General features: G+C 66.2%; 14 protein-coding genes. 5 read left to right on the top strand and 9 right to left on the bottom strand.

Annotated features, from left to right (window positions below):
* Window positions 1-2 precede the first annotated feature (2 nt).
* The 6 genes from shn_RS27920 to shn_RS27895 form a co-directional block, all read right to left on the bottom strand.
* Window positions 3-1,235, bottom strand: coding sequence for an acyl-CoA dehydrogenase family protein (locus shn_RS27920; RefSeq protein WP_064333806.1), 1,233 nt, complete (start codon window positions 1,233-1,235; stop codon window positions 3-5).
* A 222-nt stretch (window positions 1,236-1,457) separates the two neighbouring features.
* Window positions 1,458-2,819 carry an O-acetylhomoserine aminocarboxypropyltransferase/cysteine synthase family protein gene (locus tag shn_RS27915; protein WP_084438602.1) on the bottom strand — a complete coding sequence of 454 codons (1,362 nt, stop codon included), beginning with the start codon at window positions 2,817-2,819 and terminating at the stop codon, window positions 1,458-1,460.
* A 26-nt stretch (window positions 2,820-2,845) separates the two neighbouring features.
* On the bottom strand, window positions 2,846-3,142 hold the full coding sequence (locus shn_RS27910; RefSeq protein ID WP_064333805.1) for a hypothetical protein: 297 nt from the start codon (window positions 3,140-3,142) through the stop codon (window positions 2,846-2,848).
* Window positions 3,135-3,920, bottom strand: a complete 786-nt coding sequence (locus shn_RS27905; protein WP_064333804.1) for an ABC transporter ATP-binding protein — start codon at window positions 3,918-3,920, stop codon at window positions 3,135-3,137. Before shn_RS27905 ends, shn_RS27910 begins: the two co-directional genes overlap by 8 nt.
* A complete protein-coding gene (locus shn_RS27900) occupies window positions 3,920-4,921 on the bottom strand; it encodes an ABC transporter permease (protein ID WP_145926084.1) in 1,002 nt (333 codons plus the stop codon). Before shn_RS27900 ends, shn_RS27905 begins: the two co-directional genes overlap by 1 nt.
* Before the next feature lie 4 nt (window positions 4,922-4,925).
* Window positions 4,926-5,960 carry an ABC transporter substrate-binding protein gene (locus shn_RS27895; RefSeq protein ID WP_064333802.1) on the bottom strand — a complete coding sequence of 345 codons (1,035 nt, stop codon included), beginning with the start codon at window positions 5,958-5,960 and terminating at the stop codon, window positions 4,926-4,928.
* 526 nt (window positions 5,961-6,486) lie between these two features.
* Here shn_RS27895 and shn_RS27890 point away from each other — a divergent pair.
* The 4 genes from shn_RS27890 to ssuD all read left to right on the top strand — a co-directional run bounded on the left by shn_RS27890 (window position 6,487) and on the right by ssuD (window position 10,989).
* On the top strand, window positions 6,487-7,449 hold the full coding sequence (locus tag shn_RS27890) for an amino acid ABC transporter substrate-binding protein (protein ID WP_371328629.1): 963 nt from the start codon (window positions 6,487-6,489) through the stop codon (window positions 7,447-7,449).
* A gap of 14 nt (window positions 7,450-7,463) precedes the next feature.
* Window positions 7,464-8,648: an amino acid ABC transporter permease gene (locus shn_RS27885; protein ID WP_245337505.1), complete on the top strand. Its 1,185-nt coding sequence runs from the start codon at window positions 7,464-7,466 to the stop codon at window positions 8,646-8,648.
* Complete coding sequence (locus shn_RS27880; RefSeq protein ID WP_064333799.1) at window positions 8,645-9,724, top strand: amino acid ABC transporter permease; 1,080 nt, start codon at window positions 8,645-8,647, stop codon at window positions 9,722-9,724. Before shn_RS27885 ends, shn_RS27880 begins: the two co-directional genes overlap by 4 nt.
* A 95-nt stretch (window positions 9,725-9,819) precedes the next feature.
* Complete coding sequence (gene ssuD / locus shn_RS27875; RefSeq protein WP_064333798.1) at window positions 9,820-10,989, top strand: FMNH2-dependent alkanesulfonate monooxygenase; 1,170 nt, start codon at window positions 9,820-9,822, stop codon at window positions 10,987-10,989.
* 127 nt (window positions 10,990-11,116) lie between these two features.
* On the opposite strand, the gene shn_RS27870 is transcribed toward ssuD, so the two are convergent.
* Window positions 11,117-12,157 (bottom strand): isopenicillin N synthase family oxygenase, encoded by a 1,041-nt coding sequence (locus shn_RS27870; protein WP_064333797.1) that lies wholly within the window; start codon window positions 12,155-12,157, stop codon window positions 11,117-11,119.
* Window positions 12,158-12,678: 521 nt separating this feature from the next.
* Window positions 12,679-13,578, bottom strand: a complete 900-nt coding sequence (locus tag shn_RS27865; RefSeq protein ID WP_064333796.1) for a LysR family transcriptional regulator — start codon at window positions 13,576-13,578, stop codon at window positions 12,679-12,681.
* Between the two features lie 100 nt (window positions 13,579-13,678).
* Here shn_RS27865 and shn_RS27860 point away from each other — a divergent pair, with 100 nt between their 5' ends.
* Window positions 13,679-14,692 carry an NAD(P)-dependent alcohol dehydrogenase gene (locus tag shn_RS27860; RefSeq protein ID WP_064333795.1) on the top strand — a complete coding sequence of 338 codons (1,014 nt, stop codon included), beginning with the start codon at window positions 13,679-13,681 and terminating at the stop codon, window positions 14,690-14,692.
* Window positions 14,693-14,834: 142 nt separating this feature from the next.
* On the opposite strand, the gene shn_RS27855 is transcribed toward shn_RS27860, so the two are convergent.
* Window positions 14,835-16,196: an amidase gene (locus shn_RS27855; RefSeq protein WP_064333794.1), complete on the bottom strand. Its 1,362-nt coding sequence runs from the start codon at window positions 16,194-16,196 to the stop codon at window positions 14,835-14,837.

Genomic DNA, 16,196 nt, shown 5'->3' with positions numbered 1-16,196 from the left:
CGTCAGCCCGCGCTGGCGCCGATGCGCCATTGATAGGGCGGCGGCGTGCCGTTGACGGCGAAATCGCCGATGATGCGATGCTTGTAGATGCGCGGATTGTGCGAGGCGAGCGTGCGGGCGTTGCGCCAGTGGCGGTCGAGGCCGGCCGGCTTCTTGGTCGCCGAGGCGCCGAGCGCGTCAAAAAGCAGGGTCGAGGCATCGAGGATGAGGTCCGAGACGACCGTCTGGGCCTGCGCGGCCTCGAGTTCGGCAATGGCATTGGCCTTTTCCTCGGCCTCGGCGTCATCGACGAAATGGGCGGAGTAGGCGCGTTCGAGGCTGGCGGCCGCCTGAAGGGTGACCGCGCCCGCCGCATAGGCCGCGGCGCGAATGCGCCCGACGACCTGCAGGACCTGAGGATCCGCGCTGGAACGCGCGGCGCTCGCGTGGGTGTAGGTACGCCGCCGCTCCGCCACGGCTTTGGCAACGTCCGCCGTGATCGCCCGGCCGATGCCGGCGAGCGTCGCAAGATGCACGAGCTGGTAGAAGGCGGCCGAATATTTGAAGCGATCGTCGTCGATGACGACATCGTCAGGCGCGACGGCGACGTCGCGGAAGGTGGTGGTGCCGCTCGCCGTCAGCGTCTGGCCGAAACCGTCCCAGTCGTCGACCACCTCGACACCGGCGGCTTCGCGACGCACGGCGACCGAAACGTCCTCCCCGGCCGCATTGGACGCGCCGACGTCGATCCAGTCGGCGAAGAACGAGCCGGTCGTATAATATTTCGCGCCGTTGAGGACGAGCCGGCCGTCCTTTTCCGCGACGTTGGTGGAGAAGCGTTCGAGCGCTGCACCCGTTCCGATCTCGCTCCAGGCGTTGCCGGCGATCTCGCCGCGGCCGATCCGGCCGAACCAGAGCGCCCGGCGCGCAGCGTCCTTCGTGTTGAGGATATCCTCGGCGAAGCCGAAATGGCCGCGCAGCGCCTGCGTGATGTTGGAATCGGCGGCGGAAAGCTCGATGAGAAGATTGAAGAACTGCGGCAGGCTCGCACCCTTGCCGCCCGCCTCGACCGGCAGACGCACCGCGCCGAAACCGGCCTCTTTCAAAAGACGGATCGCCTTGTGCGGCAGGTCGCGCTCCAGGTCCCGCCGCACGGCCTCGGCGGCGATCTCGGCGAAAATCGGCCGGAACGGCGCGGCCAAAGCCTCATATCCTTCCCCGGGGCCGGCGCCCCAGGCGTTCTCGATCTGCGTCATGCTTCCCACTCATCGCTGCCGTGCCGGCCGCGGCGGCCGATCACGCTTGGAATTGACGAGGAGAGTAGCCGTCGCTCCATATAAATACAGAAATTCTATCTTTTTTATATATTATAAAGCGGAATGCTGTTTCTTCCGGCAGCCGGGACGGGGATGGCCCAAACAAAAGACCCCGGCGCGAGGAGGAAGCGCCGGGGTCGCACGCCGATCGGGCGGCCGGCCTCAGGCCAGCGCGATGGCTCTTTCCAGATCGGCGATCAGGTCGTCGGGATGTTCGAGACCGATGGACAGGCGCACGTAGCCGGGCGTGACGCCGGTCGCGAGCTGGTCTTCCAGCGAGAGCTGCGAATGGGTCGTCGTCGAGGGATGGATCGCCAGCGAGCGCGCATCGCCGATATTGGCGAGATGGTAGAAGAGCTGGAGACTGTCGATGAAACGGCGCCCCGCCTCGCGACCACCCTTCAGCTCGAAGCCGACCAGCGCGCCGAAGGCGCCTGGCGTGAAGTATTTTTCCGCCCGCGCCTTGGCGGCACCCTCCTGGAATTTCGGGAAGATGACACGCTCGACCTTGGCGTGGCCCTTGAGATATTCGGCGACCTTCACCGCGTTCTCGTTATGCTGGCGCAGGCGCAGCGGCAGGGTTTCGAGGCCCTGGATGAACTGGAAGGCGTTCTGCGGGCTGATCGCCGCGCCGAGGTCGCGCAGGAGCACGGCACGGGCGCGCAGGATGTAGGGGTGGAAGGCGATGGCTTCGGCCTTCTCGATCCAGGTCTTGCCCTGATAGCTGGCGTCCGGCTCGGTGAGGTTCGGCTGGCGGGCCGGGTTCTCCGTCCAGGGAAAGGTGCCGCTGTCGACGATCGCGCCGCCGATGGAGGTGCCGTGGCCGCCGATATATTTCGTCGTCGAATAGACGACGATGACAGCGCCATGCTCCAGCGGACGAATGATCAGCGGCGCAGCGGTGTTGTCGACGATGAGCGGAATGCCGTGGCGGCGGCCGATGGCGGCGACCTCGGATATCGGGAAGACCTCCAGCTTCGGGTTCGGCAGGGATTCGGCATAATAGGCGCGGGTGCGCGCGTCCGTCGCCTTCTCGAAGGCTTCCGGATCGGACGCATCGACGAAGCGGGTCTCGATGCCAAAACTCTTCAGCGTGGCGGCGAAGAGCGCCCAGGTGCCGCCATAGAGGCCGGCGGCGCTGACGATGTTGTCGCCGGCCCGCGCCAGGTTGAGGATCGCGAAGGCCGAGGCCGCCTGGCCGGAGGCAAGCGCTAGCGCGGCCGCGCCGCCTTCCAGCTCGGCGAGGCGCTGCTCGAAGGCGTCCTGCGTCGGGTTGGAGACGCGGGTATAGAGATGGCCGGGCGCTTCGAGGGCGAAGAGCTTGTCGGCGCCGTCCGTGCCGGGCAGTTGGAAGGACGAGGTCTGGTAGATCGGCACGGCGACCGCGCCGCTCGCCGGATCGAAACGGAAACTGCCGCCGTGCAGCGCGATGGTTTCCGGATGACGGCTCTTGAAGGTGGCGGTTCCGGCCGGGATGGTGACGATATCCTGCTCGGCGACCTCGGGGGATTGATGGATCGTCATGACAGTTCTCCTTTGGTGAGGCGCCCTCAGGCGCGAGAGGGGCGGACGGACAGGAACACGCCCGCGACGAGAATGCTTGCCGCGGCCCAGAAGGCCTCCGGCGCGTACCACCGGATGCCGTAGAGATGGTCGTTGGCGCAGAGCGCCTGGGCGAGCGCGCAGAGGTCGCTCGCACCCGCAAGGCAGGTCACGGCCTGACGGACGGTGAGATAGTCGTTCTCGACGACCTTGCCGAAGATCAGCCACCACCAGCCGACGGCGACGAGGGCGAGAGCACCACCGGCAATGGCGACGGCATGCTGGCCAAGGCGCGCGCTAGACATCGTGGGCGATCCCCAGCGTTTCGAGCAGCGAGCGGCGCAGCGCGATGAGGCTTGCATCGTCCCGCCGGCGCGGATGCGGCCGGTCGACCCGCACCTCCGCGACGATGGCGGCGGGCCTGTCGGAGAGCACGATCACGCGGTCGGCCAGAAGCAGCGCCTCCTCCACGTCATGCGTGACGAGCAGCGCGGTGAAGCCGGCGCTCTTCCACAGGTCGAGAAGCTCGTTCTGCATCCTCAGCCGCGTCAGGGAATCGAGCTTGCCGAACGGTTCGTCCAGCAGCAGCAGCTTGGGATCGTTGACCAGCGCCCGGGCAAGCGCGGCGCGCTGGGCCATGCCGCCGGAGAGCTGGTGCGGGTAGAAATCGGCAAAGCCTTCCAGCTTGACGAGCTCCAGCACCTCGTCGATGCGGTATTCCCGCTCGCGGATGAGGCCCCGCGCCTCAAGGCCCGTCGCGATATTGCCGCGCACGGTGCGCCAGGGAAACAGCGTCGCATCCTGGAAGACGAGGATGCGGTCCGGGTTCGGCGCGGTGACGGGCCGGCCGTCTTCCAGCACCCTGCCGGTCGTCGGCGCCTCCAGCCCGGCGGCAAGGCGCAGCAGCGTGGACTTGCCGCAGCCCGACGGGCCGAGAAGGGCGACGAACTCGCCGGGCGCGATCGTCAGGCTCACATTGTCGAGAACCTTCAGTTCCTTGCCGTCGAGCTCGTAGCGGTGGGAAACGCCTTCCACATCGAGCGCGATGCTGGCGGCGGGGGCTTCTGCAAGGGCGAGCGCCATCAGAGGATCCCCTTCTGCCAGCCGAGCAGTTCATCGCGCACGAGGAAGAGCAGCCGCACCAGCCCGGCGCAAATCAGCGCCATGACGATGAGGGCGGCATAGACATTGGCATAGGCCGAATAGGCCGTGTTGAACTGGAGATACCAGCCGAGGCCGAACTTGGCGCCAAGCATCTCGGCGACGACCAGAACGGCGAAGGAATAGTAGAGCCCCATGAACAGGCCGACGAAGACGTTCGGCAGCGAGGCCGGGATCGCGACCTTGAGGACGAGGAAACGATTGTCCGCGCCGAGGGTGCGGGCGACATCGTAGAAGGAACGGTTCACCTGGCTGACCCCGGCCGCCGTGAGGATCGCGACCGGAATGCCCGACGCCAGCGCCACGAGAAAGACGGAGGCGTGGAAGGTCGACGGGAAGATGAAGAAGGTGCAGGGGATCCAGGCGCTCGCCGGCACCGGCCCGATCAGCTTGAGAAGCGGCATGCCCCAATAGGCGAACCGCTTCGACCAGCCGAGCGCGACGCCGCCGGCAAAGCCGACGAGGATGCCCGAGAAGAAGCCGAGCCCCCACAGGCGCCCCGTATAGGCGATGCAGATCAGCAGCCGCTCCCAGTCGGTGACATAGACGTGCAGCAGGCCCTGCGGCGGCGAGAAGAACGGCTTCGGCAGCCAGCCGAGCTTGGCCGTCAGCACTTCCCATGCGGCAAGCCAGAGGCCGAGCACGATGAACCACGGCCCATAGTGGACGAGCGTGCGGCCGACCCCGCCGAGCCGGTGGACCGTCACCGACAGCACGAGAAAAATCCCCGCGCCGGCAAGCGTGACAGCGGCGAAGAGCTCCGTCGCGCCCCAGGTGATAACATCGGGCAGGCCATAGGTCAGCGCCGCGGCGAGAGACCAGGTGCCGGCCGCGAAAAGCCCGTTGCGCCAGATGCCCGAAAAGGGAAGGGCGAGGGATCGCCGCCCTGCCCCGCCGAATGTTTCCTCGACCGCCGTGCTCATGGCGTCACGCGAAGATGTCGATGGTGATGCGGCTTGCGATCTCTTCCGGATCGGTGGAGGCATCGATGACGCCGGTCAGCTTCAGGTCCTCGTAGCCGATCCGCACTTCCTTCAGCAGATCCTTGCCGAACCAGTGGTCATGATAGGTGAAGGCGGCGAGGACCTCCGTCAGATCCTGCAGCGACAGGCCCGGCTTCAGCGTGTCGAAGTACCATTTGGCGACTTCGTCCGGGTGCTTTGCCGTGTACTGGTGGATTTCGAGGTTAGCGGCCGCGACGCGCTTGATGGCATCCTTGTTGGCCTCGTAATAGTCGCCGTTGACGCCGAGCACACAGCAGACGCGATCCTGGAAGGTGCCGGTCTGCGTATCGGCGACACGGCGGAAACCGTGCTGTTTCTCATAGGAATAGGCCCAGGGATCCATATGCGCGACGGCATCCGCCTCGCCCTTCAGCACGCCCTCGGCCACGAGGTCGAAGGGGAAGACCTTCCAGGTGACGTCGGCTTCCGGATTGAGGCCGGCCTTGGCAAGCGCGACGGAGAAGGCGACGCGCGAGGGCGACATCACGTCGAAGGTGCCGATGGTCTTGCCCTTGAGGTCGGTCAGGGTCTTGATGTCGCTGTCCGGCTTGACCAGGATGCTCTGGCAGCCCCCATGCGAGCCGGCGAAAAGCCGAACGTCGAAACCCTGCTCGATGGGCTTCAGCCAGTCGTAGAGCAGGCCCGGACCGGCTTCGGCCTTGCGGGTGGCGAGCGCCTGGATGAGCGTCTGGCCGCTCGCGCCCTGATAGAACAGTTCCACATCGAGCCCATGCTTGGCATAAATGCCCTTGGAAAGGCCGAAGCCGACGGGAGAATGGCAGGCCGCGACCTCGGTCCATTCCAGCTTGATCGGTATGAGATTGCCGGCAATGGCATAGCGCGTCGAACGGGCGCCGATCACGCCGGCCGTGGCGGCGAATGCGGTGACGCCCGCCGCCTTGATCAGGCCGCGGCGCGACAGGCCCCTGGAAAGGATGGTTTCGGATTGCTGGCTCATCGGATGTCCCCTCGCGAAATGATGGGGTCAGCCTATCAAAATTGTATATAGTTTATAGATTTTATGGATTATTTCATTGCCCGGCGGAGGAATATTCTTTTGCCGTTTGCAGGCATCGCGGTTCCGGCATTCTCCCGATCGCGTGCTTTGCCTTTTCCGCTCCGCCTCTTGCAAGTTCCCGGCGGAGGCCGCCACAGGCAACAAACGCCAGAAATTCCATTAGCAATTCGCCTCACCCTCCCCATACGCCGACTGGCCAACGCATTGCACGCCCTGCAGTCGAAACCGGCCGCCACAGGTCCGCCCCGGGAAGCAATTTCCTCTCCCGTCGTGCAAAATGGAATGTTCGTTCCTTAAATACACTAATTATATAGATAATATAAAGATATCTTCCGCGCCAGCCAGAGAGCGTGTCCCGCGGAAGCTCAGTTCTTTTTGAAAACGGGGACATTTCAATATGATAGTTCAAAAACCCTTCCGGCGGGCCATTCAGGCGGCTGCGGCCGCCGCCTTCCTTGCCACCACCATGCTTTCGGGTCTCGCCCATGCCGGCCCGACGCTGGACAAGATCAACCAGCGCGGCGCCATCAAGGTCGGCGTCGGCACCACGCCGGGCTTCTTCGCGCCCGACAGCAACGGCAAGTGGCAGGGCTTCTTCATCGATTTCGGCCGGGCCCTTTCCATCGCCGTCTTCGGCACGCCCGACAAGGTGGAGTTCACCTCCTCCTCGCCGCAGCAGCGCCTTCCCGCCCTTCAGAGCGGCGAATTCGACATCCTGCTGTCCGGCGTGACCGTCACCACCACCCGCGCCTTCAAGCTCGGCTTCCACTTCGGCCCGACGGTCTTCTATGACGGCCAGGGCATCCTCGTGCGCAAGGACCTCGGCGTCACCAAGGCCGCCGACCTCGACGGGGCGACCATCGGCGCGCAGAGCGGCACGACGGGCGAGCTCAACGTCGCCGACTTCTTCCGCAAGACGGGCAAGACCTTCACGCCCGTCACCATCGAGGATACCGGGCAGTTCATCGACGCCCTCGAATCCGGCCGGGTCGATGCGATCACGCAGGATTCTTCCGATCTCGTCGGCAAGCGCACGCAGTTGAAGAAGCCCGACGACTACGTGCTCCTGCCCGAGCGCCTGTCCAAGGAGCCGCTCGCACCGGCGATTGCCGGCGGCGACGACCGCTGGCTGGAACTGGTGAACTGGACGGTGAACGCGACGATCCAGGCGGAAGAGTGGGGCATCACCTCGGCCAATGTCGATGAGTTCCTGGAGACGGACGATCCGGCCATCCAGCGCTTCCTCGGCGTCGACCCGTCCTTCGCGAACGAGCTCGGGCTCGATCCGAAATGGGCCTATACGATCATCAAGACCGTCGGCAATTACGGCGAGATCTTCGAGCGCAACCTCAAGCCGCTCGGCTGGGACCGTGGCTATAACAGCCTGTGGACCGACGGCGGCCTGCTCTACTCGCCGCCGTTCCGCTGATGTCGGACAGACGCGTGTTTCGCGCTGTGGTGCCGGGCCCGCCAAGGCCCGGCGCTTTCGGGAAGGTGCGCGCCTGGTGGGGCGGCTGGCCGGTCGGCCAGCTCGCCTTCCTTGCCGTCGTCGCGCTTTTCGCCGCCCTGTTCGTTCACAACGTGCTCGAAACCATGGCGCGGATCGGCATCCTGCCCGGCTTCGGCTTCCTCTCCAGCTCCGCCAATTTCGAGATCGGCGAAAGCCCGATCGCCTTTCGCGCGGGGGACACCTATCTGCGCGCGATCCTTGCCGGGCTTCTCAACACGCTGAAGGTCTCCCTCCTCGGCTGCCTGCTTGCGACGATCCTCGGCGTTGCCGTCGGCATTGCCGGCCTTTCGCGCAACCTGCTGCTGTCCGGGCTCGTGCGCTGGTATATCGAGATCACCCGCAACACGCCGCTGCTGCTGCAGCTCTTCTTCTGGATGGGTCTCGCCAAGGCACTGCCCGCGCCGCGCCAGGCCGCCGCGCTCTTCGGCACGGTCTTCCTCACCAATCGCGGTATCTACATGCCCTCGCTGTCGCTGGAGGGCGGCGTCTTCGGCCTGCCGGCCGCGTTGGCGCTTGCAGGCACGGGCGCCATCGCGCTGCTTCTCGCGCTGCGCGCCGCCCGCCGGCTGACAGGCAGGACCGGCCTTGCGGCGGTCATCCTCGCCGTCGCCGCGGCGTTTTCCCTTCTCCTCCTCTCCGGTGCCCGGCCGGTCGCCGAGATACCGGCGCTTTCCGGCTTCAACATTCGTGGCGGGCTCAATCTCTCGCCGGAATTCGCGGCTCTCCTGACCGGCCTCGTCGTCCGGTTCTCCGCGCTGATCGCGGAGATCGTGCGGGCGGGCATCCAGTCGGTCGGCACCGGCCAGTGGGAAGCGGCGCGGGCGCTCGGGCTGCATGACGGCCAGATCATCCGCCTCGTCGTGCTGCCGCAGGCGCTGCGCGTCATCACGCCGCTGACGACGTCGAGCTATCTCGACCTCACCAAGGATTCGAGCCTTGCCGTCGCCATCGGCTTTCCCGACCTCGTCAGCATCGTCAACACAACGGCCAACACGACCGGCCAGTCCATGGAGGCGCTGATCATCCTGATCGGCACCTTCCTTGCCATCAACCTCTCGCTGTCCGCCCTCATGAACGCCTACAACAACCGCGTCGCCCTTCGGGGAGACACCCGATGACGGCGGCCGCCCGAACGCTTGCGACACTGCGCACCGGCCTGTTCGGCACGCGCACGAACACGCTGATCACCGCCGCGACGCTGCTCGTCCTGTCGCAGATCCTGCCGCCGCTGCTGCGCTGGGCCGTGCTCGACGCCACCTTCACCGGCGATGCGGGCGCCTGCACGCGGGAGGGCGCCTGCTGGGCCTTCGTTTCGGCGAAGCTGCGCTTCATTCTCTTCGCCTTCTACCCGCCGGACCTGCAATGGCGGCCGGCGCTGGTCATCCTGCTCATCGCGGCGATCCTGACGGCGAGCGCCCTGCCCCGCTTCTGGGGCCGCACGCTGCTTCTCGCCTGGCCGCTGACGATCCTCGCCTGCTGGCTTCTCCTGGAGGGCGCCTTCACCGCGACACCCATCCCCTCCAATCAATGGGGCGGCCTGCCGGTGACGCTCTTCGTCTGGGCCGTCTGCTTTGCCGCGGCAACGCCCGTCGCCGTGCTGCTGGCGCTCGCCCGCCGCTCGTCGCTCGGCGGGTTGCGCACCTTCTCGGTGCTCTATATCGAACTGATGCGCGGCACGCCGATGGTCGGCATCCTCTACGTCGCCATGCTGATCCTGCCCATGGCCCTGCCGGACGCACTCTCCTTCGACAAGATGCTGCGCGCCATCCTCATGGTGACGCTGTTCTGGGCCGCCTATATCGCCGAGGTCATCCGCGCCGGGCTGCAGGCCATTCCCGACGGACAGCGGGAAGCGGCGACGGCGCTCGGCCTCGGCTACTGGGGGACACAGCGCCTCGTCATCCTGCCGCAGGCCTTCCGCATCGTCATTCCCGGCATGGTCAATCTGGCCATCGGCTTCCTTCTGGCGACATCGCTGCTCGCCGTCATCGGCATCTTCGACCTTCTCAACGCCGCCCGCGCCGCGGCGACCGATCCGCAATGGCTGGGTTTCTACAACGAGGCCTATATCGTCGTCGCCCTCGTTTACTTCGCCATCTGCTTCAGCGCGTCCCGCTACAGCCGGTGGCTGGAGCGGCGGCTCACGGCCGGCCGGCAGCCGGCCGGCGCATCGGCCGCGTCGCGCAAGGAATAACTCCGGCGGCGGCGGCACAGAGAATATAATTCCTTACTCAAACTATAGAATTTATTATCCTGTTGCGAACTTTGTTCCAACCTGGAAGACAGCGCATGAGCAAACCCGACCAGCCCCTTGATTTCCTCTGGTTCATCCCGAGCTCCGGCGACGGCGCCTATCTCGGCTCCGATGAGCTGAGCCGCCCGCCGGATCCGGGCTATTTCCGCGAGATCGCGGTGGCGGCGGACCGCCTCGGCTATTCGGGCGTGCTCATTCCCGTCGGCGCGGCCTGCGAAGAATCCTTCGTGCTCGCCGCCGACCTTGCCGCACGCACGGAGAAACTGAAGTTCCTGGTGGCGATCCGCCCGGGAACCGCGACGCCGGCCTATTATGCGCGCCTCGCCTCCACGCTCGACCGCGTGTCGAACGGCCGGCTGCTGCTCAACATCGTGGTGGGCGGCAGCGCCGAGGAGCTTGCCGGCGACGGCATCTTCCTGCCGCATGACGAACGCTATGATCACGCCAGCGAATTCTTCCAGGTCTTCAACGAACTGATCGAGACCGGCCGCTCCACCCTCGACGGCAAGTACATCAAGGCGATCGACGCCAAGCTCGGCCTGCCGCCGGTGCAGGCGCCGCGCCCGCCGATCTATTTCGGCGGCTCGTCCGATGCGGCGATCGATTTCGCCGGCGGCATCGTCGACAAGTACCTCACCTGGGGCGAGCCGCCGGCGCAGGTCGCCGAAAAGATCGCCCACGCCCGCAAGGCCGCCGCCGCCAAAGGCCGCGCGGCGACCTTCGGCATCCGCCTGCACTTCATCGTGCGCGAGACGGACGACGAGGCATGGGAAGCCGCCGACCGGCTGATCTCGAAACTCTCCGACGAGGCCATCGCCTCGGCCCAGGAGGTGCTGACGAAAAACTCCGATTCCGTCGGCCAGGCGCGCATGGTGGCCCTGCACAACGGCCGGCGCGACAGGCTGGAGGTCTCGCCGAACCTGTGGGCGGGCATCGGCCTCGTGCGCTCCGGCGCCGGCACGGCCCTGGTCGGCTCGCCGAAGACCGTCGCCGCGCGGCTTCGCGAATATCAGGCGCTCGGGATCGATACGGTCATCGCGTCGGGCTATCCGCATGTGGAGGAGGCCTACCGCGTCTCCGAACTGCTCTTCCCGGAACTCGGCCTGCCCGGCCCGCGCAACCAGTTGCGCTCGTCCTTCGGCGGCCACCAGGTCTTCGGCGGCGGCGGCCATGGCGGCAATGTCAAGCTGACCTCCGCGTCGTAGGATCGGCCGGCCCTCATCAAATGCCCGGGTGGCGGCCTGCCACCCGGAAACAACCGCATGGCCGCCTCGGACATGGCTCGACCTCGCCACGGAGGAAACGCCCGCCCTTTCGAGGCGGGCGTGGTCGTCACCCCTTGACCGGTTTTTCCAGGAGGTACAGCAGGTCCGGATGATGCGCGGCCGCGACATCCGGATGGGAGCGCAGGCGGCTTTTCAGGTGATTGATGCCGACTTCACGGAAGATCGGGTTGAGCGGATCGACCGTCACGCCCCGTTCGGCGCGCTTCAACTCGTCCGGCAGGGCGATCACGGGAATGGTCGCGTCGTAGCGCGCGCCGAGGAAGAAGGCGACGGAGAAGCGCTCCGTGCCGGCAGGCGGCGTGACGACATCATGCACATCCGCCCGCACGAAGCCGTTGGTCGCAAGCTCCAGGAGCTCGCCGCTGTTGATGATGAACGTGCCGGGCACCGGTGGCGCCTCGATCCAGACGCCTTCCTCCGTGCGGATGCGCAGGCCCGGCGTCGTATCCTGCAACAGCACCGTGACGAAGCCGCCGTCCTTGTGCGCGCCGACGCCCTGGTCGCTGCCGGCAGCCTCGCGGCCGGGATAGCGGATGATCTTCAGGAGCTGCGAGGGCGACGGCTCGTAGATCTCGGCAAAGGCGTCTTCCGGCTGGCCGAGCGAAAGCGCGATGGCCTTCAGCACGTCGATCCCGATGCGGGTGACCTCCGCCTGATAGCGCAGCAATAGCTGCTTCAGCTCCGGTTGCGCCGCCGGCCACTGGTTCGGACCGTAGAGGCGGTTCCAGGGCGTCTCCGGCCCGGCTTCGACCGGCACGCCCTCCGTGTTGATGTCGAGCTGCTCGCGCCAGTCCTGTTCCCCGCGGGTCCGTTCGTAGCCGGCCCGGTTGTAGCCGCGGAAATGCGGCGACTTCACCATCTCGATCGACAGCTTTTCCGCCTCCGGCAGGGCGAAGAACCGCTTGGAAGCGGCGAGCACGTCATCGATCAGGCTCTGCGGCACGCCGTGGCCGGTAAGATAGAAGAAACCGTGGTCATGCAGGACGCGGGTCAGCTCCCGGATGAAGCCCTCTCGCTCGGCGGGGCCGCCGTAGAAGCGGGAAAAATCGATCGTCGGCAAATGGATGGGCTTGGTATGAATGGTCATGAAAGCTCCTCGATAAAGATGATGCGCAGGCCGGACATACGGCAAGGCCAAGCCGCGGCCGAAGGTTCGGGACGGTCTTCAGATATCCGCCCCCGGTGGTCGACAGCCCGTGGATCGGCAAGCTCCTGCCGGGAACAGCCGAGATCGATTGCAGCATCGGGGGACGATGGCGGCTTCGCGCAGCACTTGCACCCAGCCCAAGCTGCCCCCTGGAGGCGACAAAACCATCTTGCCTGCAAGAGCGGCGGCGAAAGGGCGGTCTGCGATCATCACGATGTTCTTCTTCGAAACCCACAAATTATATAATCTATAGAATTTAATCCCAACGAGAGCGCACATTCCAACTTGTACCGGGTGGCGTAGTTTTTTCTCCTATCTTCAACGCACGCGGCATGCGCGGCACCTCTGGCAGACGCCGGGAACAGCGCAATTTCAAGACGGACGTGCCTCCGGCCAGAGGCGATTGTGACAATGACGAAGCGCGGATAGTGCCGGGGCGCCTCCCCTTGCCTCGCTCACACTTACTCCATCATGCCGGGCAATCCCGCCGCCAGCGTGTCGATGGCCAGCCGGACGCGCGGCAGCATGACGGGGGAGCGCGGCCAGACGGCATGGGTCTCGAAGGTGACCGACGGCACGGCCTTCAAGACCTGCCGAAGCCGCCCCGCCGCAACGTCGTTCCGGATCATCCAACAGGGCAGCCAGGCCAGCCCCAATCCCCGACAGGCCGCATCCCGGATCGATTCCAGATCGTCCAGCCTCAGGCGGGAGCGGGGCAGGACGACACGCCAGGGATCGTCGGACGATGGAAAGACCCAGGTGTCATGGCTCTCCCTCTTGCCATAGATGATGCCCTCATGGTTCGGCACGTCCTCCAGCCCTTGGGGTTCGCCGTGCTTCTCGATATAGGCCGGCGAGGCGCAGACCGTCAGGCGCTGGAACGCGACCCGCCGAACGATGGTATCGGCATCGTCCTTGAGGCGGCCATTGCGCACGGCCAGGTCAAAGCCGTCGGCCCGCAGGTCGGCGACACGGTCGCTGAAGGAGAGGTCGAGTTCGAGCCCCGGATGCTTGTCGAGCAGGCCGATCAGCAGCGGGGCGACGCATTGGCGGCCGAAAATGACAGGCATCGTGACCCGCAGCTTGCCGCGGACATCGCGCCGGCCCGATTCCAGCTCCGCCTCGCCGGCCCGGATCTCCTCGATCGCCCTCAGGCATCGCTCATAGAAAAAGCGACCCTCTTCGGTCATGCCCTGGCTGCGCGTCGTGCGATGAAAAAGCCGGACCTTCAACCGCGCCTCCATGCGCGCGATCGTCTTGGCCACGGCGGAGCGTGTCAGGTTGAGCCGCTTCGCAGCCGCCGAGAAACCGCCGGCATCGACCGCTTCCACAAAAACCGAAACGTCCTTCAGGTGTTCCATATTGTATCCATCTGGGAACCAGTGTGGCGAATTAATACCGCAACTGCCGATGCTTTTTCAACGATAGGCTTCCTTCAATGCATCCAGAAGGAGAATGACGATGACGATGGCAAGGCAGTGGAGCATGGCGGCAATCGGTCCGAAGGATTTCGCGATCCGCACCGCCGCGATCACGGAACCCGGTTACGACGAGATTCGCGTGCGCACCGAAGCCGTTTCCCTGAACTACCGCGACAAGCTTGTTCTGGAGACCGGCATGGGCCTGCCGCTGGAATATCCCTTCGTACCGGCCTCCGACATGGCTGGCGTGGTCGAGGCCGTCGGCCCCCGCGTCACCCGCTTCAAGCCCGGCGACCGGGTGATCTCCACCTTCATGCCCGGCCGGATCGAAGGCAAGGGCCTGGGCGATGCGCGCAATCCGCCGTACAGGACGCTCGGCGGCGCGCATCCCGGCGTGCTCTCGGACTATGTGACCTTTCCGGCAGACTGGTTCGTTGCCGCGCCGAAGACGCTGGATGCCGGGGAGGCAAGCACGCTGCCCTGCGCGGGCCTTACGGCATGGATGGCGCTCATCGAAAGCGGAAAGCTGAAGGCCGGCGAGAAGGTGCTGATCCAGGGAACGGGCGGGGTCGCCCTCTTCGCCCTGCAGATTGCGCGGGCGCATGGCGCGGAGACCTTCGTCACCTCGTCAAGCGCGGAGAAGCTCGAAAGACTACGCGCCCTGGGCGCCGACCATCGCCTGCTTCGCGACGGTTGGGTGGAACGACTTCTCGACCTGACAGACGGCCATGGCGCCGATCATGTGCTCGATATCGCCGGCGGCGCGGGTTTTGGAGAAGCGCTGAACGCCGTGGCGGTGGGCGGGCGCGTCTCCCTGATCGGCGTGTTCGAAGGGTTCGAAATCTCCGGTCCCGCATCGGCGCTTCTGCTCAAATCGCCGGTCGTGCAGGGCATTTCGGTCGGCCCCCGCCGGGCGCTTGAAGATTTCGTCAGGGCCGTGGACAGCATCGGGCTCAAGCCGGTGATCGACAGGCGCTATCGCTTCGAGGACGCAGACCAGGCATTCGCGCATCTCGATCGCGGACCATTCGGGAAGATCGTGATCGAGTTCTGAGGCGTTGCGGCCGCCCGGGCGGGAATGCGCCGGGCGGCAAAACACGCCATGTCCCTGTTCGCTGTGCCGTGGAAACGCAGCCGCATGGCTCCGCATTCCACCGGCGGAACGCCGATGCCGCGGGAAGGGCTGATCAAGAAGCTCAGCCGAGCGCGTCCTCCACCGCCGCAGCGGCGGCAAGAAGCCGGTCGTCGCCGTTGCGCGGCGCCGAGACGAGGAGCCCGACGGGCATGCCGCCGGCACCCGTGCCGCAGGGCAGCGAGACACCGCACCAGTCGAGGAAATTGCCGACAAGCGTGTTGCGCAGCGTCTTGCCGTTGGTCTGGAAGAACAGGTCCTCGTCATCGAGCAGCGGCTGGATTGCCGGGGCGACATGGGGCAGCGTCGGGCTGAGCAACAGGTCTTTCGGGCCAAGCCGGGCTTCGAAGGCGGCGGTCAGTTTTTCGCGGGCCTCCAGCGTTTCGAGATAGTCGGCGACGGTGATCTTTTCGCCGAGCAGCGTACGCTTGACGACGCGCGGATCCATCTCCGCCGCTGCCGCGCCCTTGATGCGCGCGCGGTGAAGGACGAAGGCCTCGGCCGTCACCAGTGCACCGTGTTTCGCCATCAAGTCGAAAATCGCGGAAAATTCCGGGAAGGCCTCGCGCCGGATGCGCGCGCCGGCCCGCGAAAGCTGCGTGACGCCGGCCTCGAAGGCCGCGACGACCTCCGGTTCCGCGCCGTCGAAGAACACGGTCTCGGGGATGACGAAGGAGAGATCGGCAACATTCCGGCGCGGGATGGGTCCCGCGGCGGGCAGACCCCGCATGGCCGCATCGATGAGGATCGCGTCCTGCACCGTACGGCAGAGCGGGCCGAGGGAATCGAGGCTTTTGGCCAGCGGGAACACACCGTCCATGGCATAGCGGCCGCGCGTCGCCTTGTAGCCGACGATGCCGTTGAAGGCGGCGGGGATGCGCACCGAGCCGCCGGTATCCGTGCCGATGGAGACGGGCACGAGCCCCGCTGCGACCGCGACGCCGGAGCCGGACGAGGAGCCTCCGGGAATGCGGTGCTCGCCGGCGGGCGAGGCCGGGTTGCGCGGCGTGCCGTAATGCGGGTTGATGCCGAGGCCGGAAAAGGCAAATTCGCTCATGTTCACCCGCCCGACGCTGACCATGCCGGCGCCGGCAAGCGCCTGCACCACGGCCGCGTCCCGGCCTGCGGGCGCCGCATCCTTCAGCACGCGCGAGCCGGCGGTGGTCGGCAGGCCCGCAATATCGAAAAGGTCCTTCCAGGCGACCGGCACGCCATCCAGCACGCCGCGCGAGCGCCCTTCGCGCAGGCGCCGCCGCGCAGCCTCCGCCTCCGCGTTTGCGCGCTCTTCCAGAAGAAAGGTGAAGATCGCGGCATCCGGATGGGACCGGATGGCCGCGAGCGTCTCTTGCGCAAGCGCGACGGGGTCGAGCGCACCCGATTGCAGGAGCACGGAAAGCTGGGCGATCGACCGCGGCTCTGTCGTCAT

Origin of the sequence: Shinella sp. HZN7, from assembly GCF_001652565.1 — a bacterium.
GTDB lineage: Bacteria > Pseudomonadota > Alphaproteobacteria > Rhizobiales > Rhizobiaceae > Shinella > Shinella granuli.
This window is presented reverse-complemented; position numbering and strand designations above follow the sequence as displayed.

Coding starts and splice junctions, on each gene's coding strand:
- shn_RS27920 (WP_064333806.1), bottom strand. CDS start 1,235: ATGACGCAGATCGAGAACGCCTGGGGCGCCGGCCCCGGGGAAGGATAT.
- shn_RS27915 (WP_084438602.1), bottom strand. CDS start 2,819: ATGACGATCCATCAATCCCCCGAGGTCGCCGAGCAGGATATCGTCACC.
- shn_RS27910 (WP_064333805.1), bottom strand. CDS start 3,142: ATGTCTAGCGCGCGCCTTGGCCAGCATGCCGTCGCCATTGCCGGTGGT.
- shn_RS27905 (WP_064333804.1), bottom strand. CDS start 3,920: ATGGCGCTCGCCCTTGCAGAAGCCCCCGCCGCCAGCATCGCGCTCGAT.
- shn_RS27900 (WP_145926084.1), bottom strand. CDS start 4,921: ATGAGCACGGCGGTCGAGGAAACATTCGGCGGGGCAGGGCGGCGATCC.
- shn_RS27895 (WP_064333802.1), bottom strand. CDS start 5,960: ATGAGCCAGCAATCCGAAACCATCCTTTCCAGGGGCCTGTCGCGCCGC.
- shn_RS27890 (WP_371328629.1), top strand. CDS start 6,487: ATGCTTTCGGGTCTCGCCCATGCCGGCCCGACGCTGGACAAGATCAAC.
- shn_RS27880 (WP_064333799.1), top strand. CDS start 8,645: ATGACGGCGGCCGCCCGAACGCTTGCGACACTGCGCACCGGCCTGTTC.
- ssuD (WP_064333798.1), top strand. CDS start 9,820: ATGAGCAAACCCGACCAGCCCCTTGATTTCCTCTGGTTCATCCCGAGC.
- shn_RS27870 (WP_064333797.1), bottom strand. CDS start 12,157: ATGACCATTCATACCAAGCCCATCCATTTGCCGACGATCGATTTTTCC.
- shn_RS27865 (WP_064333796.1), bottom strand. CDS start 13,578: ATGGAACACCTGAAGGACGTTTCGGTTTTTGTGGAAGCGGTCGATGCC.
- shn_RS27860 (WP_064333795.1), top strand. CDS start 13,679: ATGACGATGGCAAGGCAGTGGAGCATGGCGGCAATCGGTCCGAAGGAT.
- shn_RS27855 (WP_064333794.1), bottom strand. CDS start 16,196: ATGACGACAGAGCCGCGGTCGATCGCCCAGCTTTCCGTGCTCCTGCAA.